At 53.8% G+C, this 16,872-nt stretch carries 14 protein-coding genes; 11 read left to right on the top strand and 3 right to left on the bottom strand.

Annotated features, from left to right (window positions below):
* The first annotated feature begins 136 nt into the window (after positions 1-136).
* The 11 genes from rimP (at position 137) to mtr (ending at position 13,720) form a co-directional block, all read left to right on the top strand.
* Positions 137-589 carry a ribosome maturation factor RimP gene (gene rimP, locus FDW92_RS02300; RefSeq protein ID WP_042311367.1) on the top strand — a complete coding sequence of 151 codons (453 nt, stop codon included), beginning with the start codon at positions 137-139 and terminating at the stop codon, positions 587-589.
* A 28-nt stretch (positions 590-617) separates the two neighbouring features.
* Positions 618-2,105, top strand: a complete 1,488-nt coding sequence (gene nusA / locus FDW92_RS02305; protein WP_042311270.1) for a transcription termination factor NusA — start codon at positions 618-620, stop codon at positions 2,103-2,105.
* A 24-nt stretch (positions 2,106-2,129) separates the two neighbouring features.
* On the top strand, positions 2,130-4,820 hold the full coding sequence (gene infB / locus FDW92_RS02310) for a translation initiation factor IF-2 (protein ID WP_042311268.1): 2,691 nt from the start codon (positions 2,130-2,132) through the stop codon (positions 4,818-4,820).
* A gap of 146 nt (positions 4,821-4,966) precedes the next feature.
* On the top strand, positions 4,967-5,371 hold the full coding sequence (gene rbfA, locus FDW92_RS02315) for a 30S ribosome-binding factor RbfA (RefSeq protein WP_042311266.1): 405 nt from the start codon (positions 4,967-4,969) through the stop codon (positions 5,369-5,371).
* On the top strand, positions 5,371-6,315 hold the full coding sequence (gene truB / locus FDW92_RS02320; RefSeq protein WP_042311264.1) for a tRNA pseudouridine(55) synthase TruB: 945 nt from the start codon (positions 5,371-5,373) through the stop codon (positions 6,313-6,315). The genes rbfA and truB overlap by 1 nt, the downstream gene beginning before the upstream one ends.
* A 273-nt stretch (positions 6,316-6,588) precedes the next feature.
* Positions 6,589-6,858, top strand: coding sequence for a 30S ribosomal protein S15 (rpsO, locus tag FDW92_RS02325; RefSeq protein ID WP_000059465.1), 270 nt, complete (start codon positions 6,589-6,591; stop codon positions 6,856-6,858).
* 246 nt (positions 6,859-7,104) lie between these two features.
* The gene (gene pnp, locus FDW92_RS02330) at positions 7,105-9,240 is read left to right on the top strand and encodes a polyribonucleotide nucleotidyltransferase (RefSeq protein ID WP_005131812.1); all 2,136 of its coding nucleotides are present in this window, start codon (positions 7,105-7,107) and stop codon (positions 9,238-9,240) included.
* 109 nt (positions 9,241-9,349) lie between these two features.
* Positions 9,350-10,234 carry a lipoprotein NlpI gene (gene nlpI / locus FDW92_RS02335; protein WP_042311261.1) on the top strand — a complete coding sequence of 295 codons (885 nt, stop codon included), beginning with the start codon at positions 9,350-9,352 and terminating at the stop codon, positions 10,232-10,234.
* Positions 10,235-10,340: 106 nt separating this feature from the next.
* Positions 10,341-10,421, top strand: a complete 81-nt coding sequence (gene yrbN, locus FDW92_RS02340) for a protein YrbN (RefSeq protein WP_010723222.1) — start codon at positions 10,341-10,343, stop codon at positions 10,419-10,421.
* The gene (deaD, locus tag FDW92_RS02345) at positions 10,414-12,330 is read left to right on the top strand and encodes an ATP-dependent RNA helicase DeaD (protein ID WP_042311259.1); all 1,917 of its coding nucleotides are present in this window, start codon (positions 10,414-10,416) and stop codon (positions 12,328-12,330) included. Before yrbN ends, deaD begins: the two co-directional genes overlap by 8 nt.
* A gap of 145 nt (positions 12,331-12,475) precedes the next feature.
* Positions 12,476-13,720 (top strand): tryptophan permease, encoded by a 1,245-nt coding sequence (mtr, locus tag FDW92_RS02350; RefSeq protein WP_042311258.1) that lies wholly within the window; start codon positions 12,476-12,478, stop codon positions 13,718-13,720.
* A gap of 87 nt (positions 13,721-13,807) precedes the next feature.
* On the opposite strand, the gene FDW92_RS02355 is transcribed toward mtr, so the two are convergent.
* The 3 genes from FDW92_RS02355 to FDW92_RS02365 all read right to left on the bottom strand — a co-directional run bounded on the left by FDW92_RS02355 (position 13,808) and on the right by FDW92_RS02365 (position 16,776).
* The gene (locus tag FDW92_RS02355) at positions 13,808-14,815 is read right to left on the bottom strand and encodes an LLM class flavin-dependent oxidoreductase (protein WP_042311256.1); all 1,008 of its coding nucleotides are present in this window, start codon (positions 14,813-14,815) and stop codon (positions 13,808-13,810) included.
* A 78-nt stretch (positions 14,816-14,893) separates the two neighbouring features.
* Positions 14,894-15,790, bottom strand: coding sequence for a U32 family peptidase (locus tag FDW92_RS02360; RefSeq protein ID WP_042311253.1), 897 nt, complete (start codon positions 15,788-15,790; stop codon positions 14,894-14,896).
* The gene (locus FDW92_RS02365; RefSeq protein WP_006687898.1) at positions 15,781-16,776 is read right to left on the bottom strand and encodes a peptidase U32 family protein; all 996 of its coding nucleotides are present in this window, start codon (positions 16,774-16,776) and stop codon (positions 15,781-15,783) included. The genes FDW92_RS02360 and FDW92_RS02365 overlap by 10 nt, the downstream gene beginning before the upstream one ends.
* Positions 16,777-16,872 lie beyond the last annotated feature (96 nt).

A 16,872-nucleotide genomic window follows, 5' to 3' on the forward strand; every position in this document is an offset into this window, starting at 1 on the left:
CTTTCGGAAGGTTCTCCGAACCGCAGGTGCGGTTATAGGGTTCAGTTATCTAAAGCCCCGATTTATCGGGGTTTTTTGTTATCTGACTACAGAATAACTGGGCTTTAGGCCCTTTTTTTATGTCTTGGGGGTGGGCTTGTCCACATTAGAGCAAAAATTAACAGAGATGATTACAGCACCGGTTGAAGCCCTGGGCTACGAACTGGTCGGCATCGAATTTATTCGCGGTCGCACATCCACACTGCGCATCTATATTGATAGTGAAGATGGCATCAATGTTGATGATTGTGCTGATGTGAGCCATCAGGTAAGCGCCGTGATGGATGTCGAAGACCCAATCACCGTTGCCTATAACCTGGAAGTTTCCTCGCCGGGTCTCGACCGTCCTCTGTTCACTGCTGAACACTACGTGCGTTTCCTGGGGGAAGAAGTCACGCTGGTTCTTCGTATGGCGGTACAAAACCGTCGTAAATGGCTGGGCGTTATCAAAGCGGTGGACGGTGAGATGATCACGGTCACAGTCGAAGGTAAAGATGAAGTGTTCGCGCTGAGTAATATCCAGAAGGCGAACCTGGTTCCCCACTTTTAACAGTCTGGATTGAGGTGAAAAGCCCGCGATGAACAAAGAAATTTTGGCTGTTGTTGAAGCCGTATCCAACGAAAAAGCGCTGCCACGCGAGAAAATTTTTGAAGCGCTGGAAAGTGCGCTGGCTACAGCAACAAAGAAAAAATATGAGCAAGAGATCGACGTCCGTGTAGAAATCGATCGTAAAAGCGGTGATTTCGATACCTTCCGTCGTTGGGTAATCGTAGAAGAAGTTACCCAGCCAACTAAAGAAATTACGCTGGAAGCGGCACGCTTCGAAGACGAAAGCCTGAACGTGGGCGACTATGTTGAAGATCAGATTGAATCTGTCACCTTTGACCGTATCACCACCCAGACTGCGAAACAGGTTATCGTACAGAAAGTACGTGAAGCTGAACGCGCAATGGTTGTTGATCAGTTCCGCGAACACGAAGGCGAAATCGTTACGGGTGTGGTGAAAAAAGTTAACCGTGACAACATTTCCCTGGATCTGGGCAGCAATGCTGAAGCCGTGATCCTGCGTGAAGACATGCTGCCGCGTGAAAACTTCCGCCCTGGCGACCGTATTCGTGGCGTTCTGTACTCTGTGCGCCCGGAAGCGCGCGGTGCGCAACTGTTCGTAACCCGTTCCAAACCGGAAATGCTGGTTGAGCTGTTCCGCATTGAAGTGCCAGAAATTGGCGAAGAAGTGATTGAAATTAAAGCGGCTGCTCGCGATCCTGGCTCTCGTGCGAAAATCGCTGTTAAGACCAACGACAAGCGTATTGATCCGGTCGGCGCGTGTGTGGGTATGCGCGGTGCGCGCGTTCAGGCGGTCTCTACCGAACTGGGCGGCGAGCGTATCGATATCGTCCTGTGGGATGATAACCCGGCGCAGTTCGTGATTAACGCAATGGCGCCAGCAGATGTCGCTTCTATCGTGGTGGATGAAGACAAACACACCATGGATATCGCGGTTGAAGCCGGTAACCTGGCTCAGGCGATTGGACGTAACGGTCAGAACGTCCGCCTGGCTTCACAACTGAGCGGTTGGGAACTCAACGTAATGACCGTTGATGACCTGCAAGCGAAGCATCAGGCTGAAGCACATGCAGCCATCGATACCTTCACCAAATATCTCGATATCGATGAAGATTTCGCGACAGTTCTGGTGGAAGAAGGTTTTGCGACGCTGGAAGAACTGGCCTACGTGCCAATGAAAGAACTGCTGGAAATTGACGGCCTCGATGAACAGACCGTTGAAGCGCTGCGCGAGCGTGCTAAAAACGCACTGACCACTCTGGCACTGGCCCAGGAAGAAAGCCTCGGTGATAACAAACCGGCTGACGATCTGCTGAATCTGGAAGGATTGGATCGCGATATGGCCTTTAAACTGGCTGCCCGTGGTGTTTGTACGCTGGAAGATCTCGCCGAACAGGGCATTGATGATCTGGCTGATATCGAAGGGTTGACCGACGAAAAAGCCGGTGAGCTGATTATGGCTGCCCGTAATATTTGCTGGTTCGGTGATGAAGCGTAATAAACTGTAGCAGGAAGGAACAGTATGACAGATGTAACCGTAAAAACGCTGGCTGCAGAGATACAGACCTCCGTGGATCGCCTGGTACAGCAATTTGCTGATGCAGGTATCCGTAAGTCTGCTGATGACTCTGTGTCCGCACAAGAGAAACAAACCTTACTGGCGCATCTGAACCGTGAGAACGGCTCAGCGCCGGATAAGTTGACATTGCAGCGTAAAACGCGCAGTACTCTCAATATTCCAGGTACCGGTGGGAAAAGCAAATCGGTACAAATCGAAGTCCGCAAGACACGCACCTTTGTGAAACGCGATCCGCAAGAGGCTGAACGCCTGGCCGCGGAAGAGCAGGCGCAGCGTGAAGCGGAAGAGCAAGCCCGTCGTGAGGCAGAAGAAGCTGCCAAACGCGAGGCGCAACAAAAAGCCGAACGTGAGGCCGCAGAACAAGCTAAGCGTGAAGCCGCTGATAAAGCGAAACGTGAAGCTGCGGAAAAAGACAAAGTGAGCAATCAACAGACCGACGATATGACTAAAACCGCCCAGGCCGAAAAAGCCCGCCGTGAAAATGAAGCCGCAGAACTGAAACGTAAAGCGGAAGAAGAAGCACGTCGCAAGCTTGAAGAAGAAGCTCGCCGCGTAGCGGAAGAAGCTCGCCGTATGGCGGAAGAAAACGAGAAAAATGGTGTGAATAACGCTGAACCTGTTGAAGATACCAGCGATTATCACGTCACGACTTCTCAGCACGCTCGCCAGGCGGAAGACGAAAACGATCGTGAAGTAGAAGGCGGCCGTGGCCGTACTCGCAGCGCGAAAGCCGCGCGTCCGGCGAAGAAAGGCAACAAACACGCTGAATCGAAAGCCGACCGTGAAGAAGCGCGCGCCGCAGTTCGTGGTGGTAAAGGCGGTAAACAGCGTAAAGGTTCCGCTCTGCAGCAGGGCTTCCAGAAGCCAGCTCAGGCTGTTAACCGTGACGTTGTGATCGGCGAAACCATCACCGTTGGCGAACTGGCTAACAAGATGGCGGTGAAAGGCTCTCAGGTCATCAAAGCGATGATGAAACTGGGCGCTATGGCGACCATCAACCAGGTCATCGACCAGGAAACCGCACAGCTGGTTGCCGAAGAGATGGGCCACAAAGTTATCCTGCGTCGTGAAAACGAGCTGGAAGAAGCAGTAATGAGCGACCGTGACACCGGCGCTGCGGCTGAACCGCGCGCACCGGTTGTAACCATCATGGGTCACGTTGACCACGGTAAAACCTCCCTGCTGGACTACATTCGTTCCACGAAAGTGGCTTCTGGCGAAGCGGGCGGCATTACCCAGCACATCGGTGCGTACCACGTTGAAACTGACAACGGTATGATCACCTTCCTGGATACCCCGGGTCACGCCGCGTTTACCTCCATGCGTGCTCGTGGTGCTCAGGCAACGGATATCGTGGTTCTGGTTGTTGCAGCAGACGACGGCGTGATGCCGCAGACCATCGAAGCTATCCAGCACGCGAAAGCGGCAGGTGTGCCGGTGGTGGTTGCAGTCAACAAAATCGATAAACCAGAAGCAGATCCGGATCGCGTTAAAAACGAACTGTCCCAGTACGGCATCATGCCGGAAGAGTGGGGCGGCGAGAGCCAGTTCGTTCATGTTTCTGCGAAAGCCGGTACCGGTATCGACGAACTGCTGGATGCGATCCTGCTGCAGGCCGAAGTGCTGGAGCTGAAAGCTGTTCGTAAAGGTATGGCGAGCGGCGCGGTAATCGAATCCTTCCTGGATAAAGGTCGTGGTCCGGTTGCTACCGTCCTGGTACGCGAAGGTACGCTGCATAAAGGCGACATCGTACTGTGTGGCTTCGAATACGGCCGCGTGCGTGCGATGCGTAACGAACTGGGTCAGGAAGTTCTGGAAGCAGGTCCGTCCATTCCAGTGGAAATCCTCGGTCTGTCCGGTGTTCCGGCTGCCGGTGACGAAGTGACCGTGGTGCGTGACGAGAAGAAAGCCCGTGAAGTTGCACTGTATCGTCAGGGCAAATTCCGTGAAGTTAAACTGGCTCGTCAGCAGAAATCTAAACTTGAGAACATGTTCGCCAACATGACCGATGGCGAAGTTCACGAAGTGAACGTCGTACTGAAAGCTGACGTACAGGGTTCTGTAGAAGCGATCTCCGACTCCTTACTGAAACTGTCTACCGACGAAGTGAAAGTGAAGATCATCGGTTCCGGCGTAGGTGGTATCACCGAAACCGACGCAACCCTGGCTGCGGCGTCCAACGCGATTCTGGTTGGCTTCAACGTCCGTGCTGATGCTTCTGCTCGTAAAGTGATCGAATCCGAAAGTCTGGATCTGCGTTACTACTCCGTCATCTATCATCTGATCGACGAAGTGAAAGCGGCAATGAGCGGTATGCTGTCTCCGGAACTGAAACAGCAGATCATCGGTCTGGCTGAAGTGCGCGACGTGTTCAAATCGCCGAAATTCGGTGCGATCGCGGGCTGTATGGTTACCGAAGGTACTATCAAGCGTCACAACCCAATCCGCGTCCTGCGCGACAACGTGGTTATCTATGAAGGCGAGCTGGAATCCCTGCGCCGCTTCAAAGATGACGTTAACGAAGTCCGTAACGGTATGGAATGTGGTATCGGCGTTAAGAACTACAACGACGTTCGCGTTGGCGATATGATCGAAGTGTTCGAGATTATCGAGATCAAACGTACCATCGCATAATCTTCGTCGTCTTTTGGACCGCAATTTGCAGCCCAAAATTCTTAGAAGATGATTAGGTGTTGGCCGGGTAAGCGAAGCGCCACCCGGCAAGAAATTTAAAAAGGGGCTTATGGCCCCTTTTTTGTCTTTATTCTGGAGAATTTATTATGGCGAAAGAATTTGGTCGCCCGCAGCGTGTGGCGCAGGAAATGCAGAAAGAAATCGCACTCATCCTGCAACGCGAAATCAAAGACCCGCGTGTTGGCATGATGACCACCGTATCGGGTGTTGAGATGTCCCGTGACCTGGCGTATGCCAAAGTATTCGTGACTTTCCTTAACGACCAGGACGAAGCGGCTGTGAAAAACGGCATTAAGGCCCTGCAGGAAGCCTCTGGTTTTATCCGCTCCCTGCTCGGGAAAGCGATGCGTCTGCGTATCGTGCCTGAACTGACCTTCTTCTACGACAACTCGTTGGTTGAAGGGATGCGTATGTCTAACCTGGTGACCAGCGTGGTAAAACATGACGATGAACGTCGTGTGAACCCAGCGGACGACAGCAAGGGGGACTGATGAGTCGTCCTCGTCGTCGTGGTCGCGACATTCACGGTGTCCTGCTGCTGGATAAGCCGCAGGGCATGTCCAGCAATGACGTACTGCAAAAAGTAAAGCGCATCTACAATGCCAACCGTGCGGGTCATACCGGCGCGCTGGATCCGCTGGCGACGGGCATGCTGCCCATCTGCCTCGGTGAAGCGACGAAGTTTTCGCAGTATTTGCTGGATTCTGACAAACGCTATCGCGTAGTAGCCCGCCTGGGGCAACGTACTGACACCTCTGATGCCGATGGGCAAATCGTGCAGGAACGTCCCGTAACCTTCAGCGCAGAGCAACTTGCGAGCGCGCTGGAGACTTTCCGCGGCGATATCGAGCAGATTCCGTCAATGTATTCGGCGCTGAAGTATCAGGGTAAAAAGCTGTACGAATATGCGCGTCAGGGTATTGAAGTGCCGCGTGAAGCGCGCCCGATTACCGTCTATGAGCTGCTGTTTATTCGCCATGAAGGTAACGAGCTGGAGCTGGAAGTTCACTGCTCCAAAGGTACCTATATTCGCACTATTATCGACGATCTGGGCGAGAAGCTCGGCTGTGGTGCGCACGTAACGTACCTGCGTCGTCTGACGGTCAGCAAGTACCCGGTGGATCGTATGGTGACGCTGGAACACTTGCGCGAGCTGGTTGAACAGGCTGAGCAGCAGAACATTCCGGCCGCTCAGTTGCTTGATCCCTTGCTGATGCCAATGGACAGTCCAGCATCGGACTATCCTGTTGTTAATTTGCCTTTAACATCGTCGGTTTACTTTAAAAATGGTAACCCGGTACGTACGACAGGTGTCCCGCTGGAAGGCCTGGTGCGTGTGACGGAAGGCGATGACGGAAAATTTATCGGCATGGGGGAGATCGACGATGAAGGTCGTGTCGCCCCCCGTCGCCTGGTGGTTGAATATCCGGCATAACGCTCTCCGTCTTGCGATAAAAGGGCGCTGCGAGTAGAATACTGCCGCTTAACGTCGCGTAAATTGTTTAACAATCTGCGTGGCGTATACACAAAATCATTCGAGCTGCATCAAGGCGGCAAGTCTGAGCATCCTCAGGAGCTTACTTAGGTAAGTGACTGAGGTGAGCGGACGCAGCCAACGCAAAGTCAGTTTGAAGGATAAAGTGTATACACTGGGATAGCTGAATTAGAGATCGGCATCCTTTCATTCTTAACACTTTGGAGTTTTAAAATGTCTCTAAGTACTGAAGCTACCGCTAAAATCGTTTCTGAGTTTGGTCGTGATGCAAACGACACCGGTTCTACCGATGTTCAGGTTGCTCTGTTGACTGCACAGATTAACCACCTGCAGGGCCACTTTGCAGAGCACAAAAAAGATCACCACAGCCGTCGTGGTCTGCTGCGCATGGTTTCTCAGCGTCGTAAACTGCTCGACTACCTGAAACGTAAAGATGTTGCACGCTACACCGCGCTGATCGAGCGTCTGGGTCTGCGTCGCTAATTCTTTCGAGTTTCAGAAAGAGGGGGCCTTCATGGCCCCTTTTTTCCAGCAGATGGCAGCAATTCGCTGGAAACTAATGTATTGTTGCTATGAATGATCTTCCGTTGCAGAGGTTCGCGCGGCTAATGAGAGGCTTTACTCATGCGTATGGGTTAGGGTTGTCATTAGTCGCGAGGATGCGCAGAAGATCGGGTATTAACGATGGCGCAAAAATGTGCCGTCAAAAAATAGAGAAAGGATATTATTTTGCTTAATCCGATCGTTCGTAAATTCCAGTACGGTCAGCATACCGTTACGCTGGAAACCGGCATGATGGCGCGTCAGGCGACTGCCGCTGTTATGGTTAGCATGGATGACACTGCAGTATTCGTTACCGTTGTTGGCCAGAAAAAAGCGAAACCAGGCCAGGACTTTTTCCCGCTGACCGTTAACTACCAGGAGCGTACCTACGCTGCTGGCCGTATCCCGGGTAGCTTCTTCCGTCGTGAAGGCCGTCCGAGCGAAGGCGAAACCCTGATCGCGCGTCTGATTGACCGCCCGGTTCGCCCGCTGTTCCCGGAAGGGTTCGTTAACGAAGTTCAGGTTATCGCGACCGTTGTTTCTGTTAACCCACAGGTTAACCCGGATATCGTGGCAATGATCGGCGCATCCGCTGCGCTGACGCTGTCTGGCATCCCATTCAACGGCCCGATCGGTGCTGCACGTGTTGGTTATATCAATGACCAGTACGTACTGAACCCGACTCAGGATGAACTGAAAGAAAGCAAGCTGGACCTGGTTGTTGCCGGTACCGAAGCTGCCGTACTGATGGTTGAATCCGAAGCTGAACTGCTGAGCGAAGACCAGATGTTGGGCGCTGTAGTATTCGGTCACGAACAGCAGCAGGTTGTTATTCAGGCTATCAACGAGCTGGCGAAAGAAGCCGGCAAACCGCGTTGGGACTGGCAGCCAGAAGCCGTCAACGAAGCGCTGAACGCGCGCGTTGCCGCACTGGCAGAAGCTCGTCTGAGCGATGCTTACCGTATCACCGACAAACAAGAGCGTTACGCTCAGGTTGATGTGATCAAATCTGAAACCATCGCGACTCTGGTGGCTGAAGATGAAACCCTGGACGCTAACGAACTGGGTGAAATCCTGCACGCTATCGAGAAAAACGTTGTTCGTAGCCGCGTACTGGCAGGCGAGCCGCGTATCGATGGCCGTGAAAAAGACATGATCCGTGGTCTGGACGTGCGCACCGGCGTTCTGCCGCGTACCCACGGCTCCGCACTGTTCACCCGTGGCGAAACTCAGGCGCTGGTCACTGCGACCCTGGGCACCACCCGTGATGCGCAGAACCTCGACGAACTGATGGGCGAGCGTACTGACAACTTCCTGTTCCACTACAACTTCCCTCCGTACTGCGTAGGCGAAACCGGTATGGTCGGTTCTCCGAAGCGCCGTGAGATTGGTCATGGTCGCCTGGCGAAACGTGGCGTGCTGGCAGTGATGCCGGAACTGGATAAATTCCCGTACACCGTGCGTGTGGTTTCTGAAATCACCGAATCTAACGGTTCTTCTTCCATGGCTTCCGTATGCGGGGCTTCCCTTGCGCTGATGGACGCAGGCGTGCCGATCAAAGCCGCCGTTGCGGGTATCGCGATGGGTCTGGTGAAAGAAGGCGACAACTATGTTGTTCTGTCTGACATCCTGGGCGACGAAGACCACCTGGGCGATATGGACTTCAAAGTGGCGGGTTCCCGCGACGGTATCTCTGCACTGCAGATGGATATCAAAATTGAAGGTATCACCAAAGAGATCATGCAGGTTGCTCTGAACCAGGCTAAAGGTGCGCGTCTGCACATCCTGGGTGTGATGGAACAGGCGATTAACGCGCCGCGTGGCGATATCTCTGAATTCGCGCCACGTATCCACACCATCAAGATCAGCCCGGACAAGATTAAAGACGTTATCGGTAAAGGCGGTTCTGTTATCCGTGCCCTGACCGAAGAGACTGGCACTACTATCGAAATCGAAGATGACGGTACTGTGAAGATCGCAGCGACCGACGGCGAGAAAGCGAAATATGCTATCCGTCGTATCGAAGAGATCACCGCAGAGATCGAAGTAGGTCGTATCTACAATGGTAAAGTGACCCGTATCGTTGACTTCGGTGCCTTCGTGGCCATCGGTGGCGGTAAAGAAGGTCTGGTACACATTTCTCAGATCGCTGACAAGCGCGTTGAGAAAGTGACCGATTACCTGCAGATGGGCCAGGAAGTACCGGTTAAAGTTCTGGAAGTTGATCGCCAGGGCCGTGTACGTCTGAGCATTAAAGAAGCAACTGAGCAGTCTCAGCCTGCAGGCGAACCGGAAGCTCCGGTAAGCCAACAGGGCGAGTAAGGTTGCCATTGCCCTCCGTGAGAGCGGAGGGCCTTTAACCCGGCAGGACGCCTTGTTAGCAACCGGGGAACCTGGACGTTCATTCAATCGTTGTCTTCGGGAGTGGGAAATGAAGCCTTTTTTGCGCTGGTGTTTCGTTGCGACAGCACTCACGCTGGCTGGATGCAGTAATTCCGCCTGGCGTAAGAGTGAAGTCCTCGCAGTACCATTGCAACCGACTTTGCAGCAGGAAGTGATTCTGGCACGTATGGAACAAATTCTTGCCAGCCGGGCTTTAACCGATGACGAACGCGCACAGCTTTTATATGAGCGCGGAGTGTTGTATGATAGTCTCGGTCTGAGGGCACTTGCGCGAAATGATTTTTCACAAGCGCTGGCAATCCGACCAGATATGCCTGAAGTATTCAATTACTTAGGTATATATTTAACGCAGGCAGGCAATTTTGATGCTGCCTATGAAGCGTTTGATTCTGTACTTGAGCTTGATCCAACTTACAACTACGCGCACTTAAATCGCGGTATCGCATTGTATTACGGCGGTCGCGACAAGTTAGCGCAAGATGATCTGCTGGCGTTTTATCAAGACGATCCCAATGATCCTTTCCGCAGTCTGTGGCTTTATCTTGCCGAGCAGAAGCTCGATGAGAAGCAGGCTAAAGAAGCGTTAAAACAACGCTTCGAAAAATCGGATAAAGAGCAATGGGGATGGAACATTGTCGAGTTCTACCTGGGCAACATTAGCGAAGTAACGCTGATGGAACGCCTGAAGGCGGACGCAACGGATAACACCTCGCTCGCTGAGCATCTCAGTGAAACCAACTTCTATTTAGGTAAGTACTACCTAAGTCTGGGGGATTTGGACAACGCTACGGCATTGTTCAAACTGGCGGTGGCTAACAACGTTCATAACTTTGTTGAGCACCGATACGCATTGTTGGAATTATCGCTCCTGGGCCAGGACCAAGATGACCTGGCAGAATCGGACCAGCAATAGCTGACGTACACATCAGCCCGTAATCTTTTTTGATTGCCATCACCTTCACGGGTGAGGGCGTTGTTGTTCGTTAATACACCTACTTTGAGCCGGTTCACACTTTTCAATGAAAATTGCAGATCAATTTCATGATGAGTTATGTAGACTGGCCGCCATTAATTTTGAGGCACACGTACTACATGGCTGAATTCGAAACCACTTTTGCAGATCTGGGCCTGAAGGCTCCTATCCTTGAAGCCCTTAACGATCTGGGTTACGAAAAACCATCTCCAATCCAGGCAGAGTGCATTCCGCATCTGCTGGGCGGTCGCGATGTTCTGGGTATGGCCCAGACCGGTAGCGGCAAAACGGCAGCGTTCTCTTTACCGCTGCTCAACAATCTTGATCCTGAGCTGAAGGCACCTCAGATTCTGGTGCTGGCACCGACCCGCGAACTGGCGGTTCAGGTTGCAGAAGCCATGACGGATTTCTCTAAACACATGCGCGGCGTGAACGTGGTAGCCCTGTACGGCGGCCAGCGTTATGACGTGCAATTACGTGCTCTGCGTCAGGGACCACAGATCGTCGTCGGTACGCCGGGCCGTCTGCTGGATCACCTGAAGCGCGGTACTCTGGACCTCTCCAAACTGAGCGGTCTGGTACTGGACGAAGCTGATGAAATGCTGCGTATGGGCTTCATCGAAGACGTTGAAACCATCATGGCGCAGATCCCGGAAGGTCATCAGACCGCTCTGTTCTCTGCCACCATGCCGGAAGCGATTCGTCGTATTACCCGCCGCTTTATGAAAGAGCCGCAGGAAGTACGTATTCAGTCCAGCGTTACTACCCGTCCTGACATCAGCCAGAGCTACTGGACTGTATGGGGCATGCGTAAAAATGAAGCGCTGGTGCGTTTCCTGGAAGCAGAAGATTTTGATGCGGCGATTATCTTCGTCCGTACCAAAAATGCGACCCTGGAAGTGGCAGAAGCGCTGGAGCGTAGCGGTTATAGCAGCGCTGCACTGAACGGCGACATGAACCAGTCTCTGCGTGAGCAGACTCTGGAGCGTCTGAAAGATGGCCGTCTGGATATTCTGATTGCAACCGACGTTGCGGCCCGTGGCCTGGACGTTGAGCGTATCAGCCTGGTTGTTAACTACGACATCCCGATGGATTCCGAGTCTTACGTTCACCGTATCGGCCGTACCGGTCGTGCGGGTCGTGCGGGTCGTGCGCTGCTGTTCGTTGAGAACCGTGAGCGTCGTCTGCTGCGTAACATCGAACGCACCATGAAGCTGACCATTCCAGAAGTAGAACTGCCGAATGCAGAGCTGCTGGGCAAACGCCGTCTGGAAAAATTCGCGGCGAAAGTACAGCAGCAGTTGGAAAGCAGCGATCTGGATCAGTACCGTGCTCTGCTGGCGAAAATGCAGCCGGAAGAAGAGCTGGATATCGAAACGCTGGCAGCCGCACTGCTGAAAATGGCTCAGGGCGAACGTCCGCTGATCCTGCCGCCAGATGCGCCGATGCGTCCGAAACGCGAATTCCGCGACCGTGACGATCGTGGTCCGCGTGACCGCAACGATCGTGGCCCGCGTGGCGACCGTGAAGACCGTCCGCGTCGTGAACGTCGTGACGTTGGTGATATGCAGCTGTACCGCATTGAAGTGGGTCGTGATGACGGTGTTGAAGTACGTCATATCGTTGGCGCGATTGCTAACGAAGGTGATATCAGCAGCCGTTACATCGGTAATATCAAGCTGTTTGCTTCCCACTCCACTATCGAACTGCCGAAAGGTATGCCGGGCGACGTGCTGCAGCACTTTACCCGTACCCGCATCCTGAACAAGCCGATGAACATGCAACTGGTTGGCGATGCAGTACCGCACACCGGTGGTGAGCGTCGTGGCGGTGGTCGCTTCAGCGGCGAGCGTCGTGAAGGCGGTCGCGGTGAAGGCCGTGGTTTTGGCGGCGAGCGTCGTGAAGGCGGTCGTGGTGATGGTCGTCGTTTCAGCGGCGAACGTCGTGAAGGTGGTCGTGGCCCGCGCCGTGACGATTCTTCAGCTCCGCGTCGTGATGACTCAGCCGGTCGTCGTCGTTTCGGCGGTGACGCATAAGCCTCACGGTTTAACAGCGTAAAGTAATATATACAGCCCCGATCTCAACAATCGGGGCTTTTTTTATTTCAATTGTACTCGTGTACTGGTACAGTGCAGCACATTGAGATGTAGTCACAATATAAATGACTGGAGAGACGGCTAAATGGCAACACTAACCACCACCCAAACGTCACCTTCGCTGCTTGGCGGCGTGGTGATCATCGGCGGCACCATTATTGGCGCGGGGATGTTCTCTCTGCCGGTGGTCATGTCCGGGGCGTGGTTTTTCTGGTCAATGGCGGCGCTGATCTTCACCTGGTTCTGCATGCTGCACTCCGGGTTGATGATCCTCGAAGCCAACCTCAATTACCGCATTGGTTCGAGCTTCGACACCATCACGAAAGATCTGCTGGGCAAAGGCTGGAACGTTGTGAACGGCATCTCTATTGCCTTTGTGCTCTACATTCTGACCTATGCCTATATTTCGGCGAGCGGTTCGATTCTGCACCACACCTTTGCCGAGATGTCGCTGAACGTTCCGGCGCGCGCGGCAGGTCTTGGCTTTGCGCTACTGGTCGCGTTTGTGGTGTGGTTAAGCACCAAAGCGGTTAGCCGTATGACGGCGATTGTGCTGGGCGCGAAGGTCATTACCTTTTTCCTGACCTTCGGCAGCCTGCTGGGACACGTGCAGCCCGCAACGCTGTTTAACGTGGCGCAGAGCAACGCTTCGTATACGCCGTACCTGCTGATGACGCTGCCGTTCTGTCTGGCGTCGTTTGGTTATCACGGCAACGTCCCGAGCCTGATGAAGTATTACGGCAAGGATCCCAAGACCATCGTTAAGTGCCTGGTATACGGCACGCTGCTGGCGCTGGTGCTGTATATCGTATGGTTGCTGGGTACGATGGGGAATATTCCTCGTCCGGAATTTATTGGTATTGCGCAGCAGGGCGGGAATATTGACGTGCTGGTCCAGGCGCTGAGCGGTGTGCTGAACAGCCGTAGTCTGGATCTGCTGCTGGTGGTGTTCTCCAACTTTGCGGTGGCGAGTTCATTCCTCGGTGTGACGCTCGGTCTGTTCGACTATCTGGCGGATCTGTTTGGTTTTGATGACTCGGCAATGGGTCGTTTCAAAACGGCACTGCTGACATTTGTCCCGCCAATTGTCGGTGGCCTGCTGTGGCCGAACGGTTTTCTGTACGCCATTGGTTATGCAGGTTTAGCTGCAACTATCTGGGCTGCCATTGTGCCAGCGCTGTTGGCACGTAAATCCCGCGAACGTTTCGGCAGCCCGAAATTCCGTGTTTGGGGCGGTAAACCGATGATTGCCCTGATTCTGGTCTTCGGTGTCGGCAACGCGGTTATCCATATCCTGTCGAGCGTTAACCTGCTGCCAGTGTACCAGTAGAACAATTGCCCGGTGGCGCTACCTTACCGGGCCTACAGAGATTGAGTAGGCCGGATAAGGCGCAGCCACCATCCGGCACAAATTGTACTACCCCAACAATTCCTGCTTCACATCCATCGCCAAATCAAATGAGTGTAGCCGCGCCTGGTGATCAAAAATCTGGCCGTTAACCATAATTTCATCAGCCTGGGTTTCACGCAAGATAGCCTCCAGCCCGTGTCGCACTTTCGCCTTATCACCGACCAGCGACATGCTTAGCGCCTGCTGCACGCCATACTGTTCAGAAGCGGACCACAGTTGATGCATATTCTCTACCGGCGGCGGTAGCTGGCCGGTTTCGCCACGACGCAGTTTCACAAACGCCTGCTGCATCGAGGTGAAAAGAAACTCGGCGTCGCGATTGCTGTCGGCGGCTATGATGTTGATGCACACCATCGCATAGGGCTTTGCCAGCCGCGCTGAGGGCTTGAACTGGCTGCGATACAGATGCAGCGCCTGATGCAGCATATCCGGAGCAAAGTGCGAGGCGAAGGCAAACGGCAGGCCAAGCTGTGCCGCCAACTGTGCACTATACAAGCTGGAACCTAATAACCAGACTGGGATCTGCTCGCCGTATCCAGGCACGGGGCGTACATGGGGGGTCGGGTCGCGGGCGTCGAACCAGTCCACCAGTTCTGCTACATCGCGTGGGAAGTTATCGATATCTCCACTCATATGGCGACGCAGCGCGCGCATCGTTGGCTGATCGCTCCCCGGCGCGCGGCCAAGCCCGAGATCGATGCGTCCCGGATACAGTGTATTTAGGGTACCGAACTGCTCGGCGATCACCAGCGGCGAATGGTTGGGCAGCATCACGCCGCCAGAACCCAGATGCAGCGTGGTGGTATTGGCAGCCAGATAACCAATCAGAACTGAGGTTGCGGCGCTGGCGATGCCAGTCATGTTGTGATGTTCTGCCAGCCAGTAGCGGTGATAGCCGCGCTTTTCAGCCAGCCGGGCGAGATCAAGCGAGTGCGTAAAGGCTTCTTTTGCCGAAGATCCTTCAGGGATCGGTGCCAGATCCAGCACCGAGAACGGAATAGTTTTGTCAGTCATAACGGCTCACTTTGTTACCGGTTAATCATTTAATACTGCATTAAAATTTGATTAACGTTGTTAACAAAGTGAGCTTTTTTACGCCTGCAGCTCCAGCCCGGCCAGACGTTTCCAGTAACCGTTGCAGTCGCTATGAGCGGCGAGCGGTAATGGGGCAGTGCCATTTTCATTGGCGCGGAAGGCATCAAGCATATCGAATGTTTCCGTGCCAGAAGGTGACAGGCGCACAATATCCACCAGACCCTGCATGGATGTCAGCTCGTTACCGAGGTTATAAACATAGCCGCTCATGGTCTGGATCCCGTTGAGAACAAAGACCTGCTGATTCTCCTGCGACAGCACATCTCGCCCGTTCGGGTATTTGATGCAGCAGGTTTCACATTCGTCTTTTGGTCGGTCTTCGGAGCGCGCCGTAAAGCAGCGGGCAGAGTACGCCAGCGGCAGATGGCCGTAGCTCAATACCTCTACTTCAAACTTATCGCGGATAGCCAACTCTTCACACTGGTTGAGCAGATTGATCAGCCAGTCGCGAGATAATTCTACCGGCATACACCAGCGCACCATCCCTTGTTTGAGCAGTAAACGCAGCGTCACCGCGTTGTAGCAGTTGAGCGCGTGTCCGGCGACAAACGGCAGCTTACGCTCGGCGCACATGTTTACCACGCCGAGATCGCTGGCTTCCAGTAGGAAGTCGCCGTTTTCGACGTAGCGCTTTAATTCGCCCAGCTCAGACGAGGCTTGCACCAGCGCCAGCGTTGACAGCACCACCTGTTTACCGCTGCCAGCGAGCGACTTCGCCATATCGATCCAGTCGCTCACTTTGGTGGCACGGCGTTTACTGCATACCGCTTCGCCAAGATAGATAATATCGGCCTGGCTGGCGGCGGCCTGCTGATAAAAATCTTCCAGCGTTTCTTTTGGCCAGTACCACAGCACCGGCCCTAAGGAATATTTCATTGCTTCTCTCACTGCCATTTACGGTGATACGCGCCTAGCGTGGTCTGCGTGCCTTCGGACATGGAACCGAGCGTTTCCATCCATGCCGCCTGTGGTGCGTAGTTTTGCGGGTCGGCTATACAGCGGTCGATTGCCTGACGCCACACTTTCGCCACCTGGCTGACGTAGGCCGGGCTACGCTGGCGTCCCTCGATTTTTACCGAGGCAATATTGGCCGCCAGCAGCTCCGGCAGCAGCTCCAGTGTGTTCAGGCTGGTGGGTTCTTCCAGCGCATGATAGCGCTCGCCGTCAACCAGATAGCGGCCTTTACACAACGTCGGATAACCGGCGTTTTCTCCGTCCTGATAGCGGTCAATCAGCACTTCATTCAGACGGGATTCCAGGCCCTGTTGGGTCTGCTGCCAGCGAACAAAACGCGCGGGAGAGCAGGCGCCAACCGTGTTAGGCGATTCGCCCGTCAGGTAGGATGAAAGATAACACCGGCCTTCCGCCATAATGCACAAACTCCCAAAGGCGAACACTTCGAGTGGAACAGGCGTGACGCGAGCGAGCTGTTTCACCTGATGAATAGACAACACGCGCGGCAGCACCACACGGGCGACATCAAAGTTGCGATGATAAAAATTAATCGCCTCTTCGTTGGTAGCAGATGCCTGAACAGAGACATGGCGCTCAATATGCGGATAGCGCTCTGCGGCATACTCAAGCATGGCAAGATCGGCAAGGATCAGCGCATCCGCACCCAGTTGCGCCGCCATATCTACGGCACGCTGCCAGCGCGCATAACCATCCGGATGCGCAAAGGTGTTAATCGCGATGTGCAGCTTACGGCGGTGTTGATGGACAAAACTCACCGCTTCCTGCAATTTTTTCTCGGTAAAATTAAGGCCGGCGAAATGACGGGCGTTGGTATCATCTTTCAGCCCGATGTAGACAGCATCAGCGCCGTTCTCGATGGCCGCCTTAAGCGCCGGGAGATTTCCGGCAGGGCAGAGCAGCTCCATAATTTATCCTGAACGTTGCGCCGTGAAAGGCGCAGAAATGTTAACGAAGAGGGATTTTAGTTAACCTTGCTGAGACAATTTTTGATTTGAGGCAGT

It is taken from the genome of Citrobacter sp. wls706 (assembly GCF_005281305.1).
In the GTDB taxonomy this organism is placed as follows: Bacteria; Pseudomonadota; Gammaproteobacteria; order Enterobacterales; family Enterobacteriaceae; genus Citrobacter; species Citrobacter werkmanii.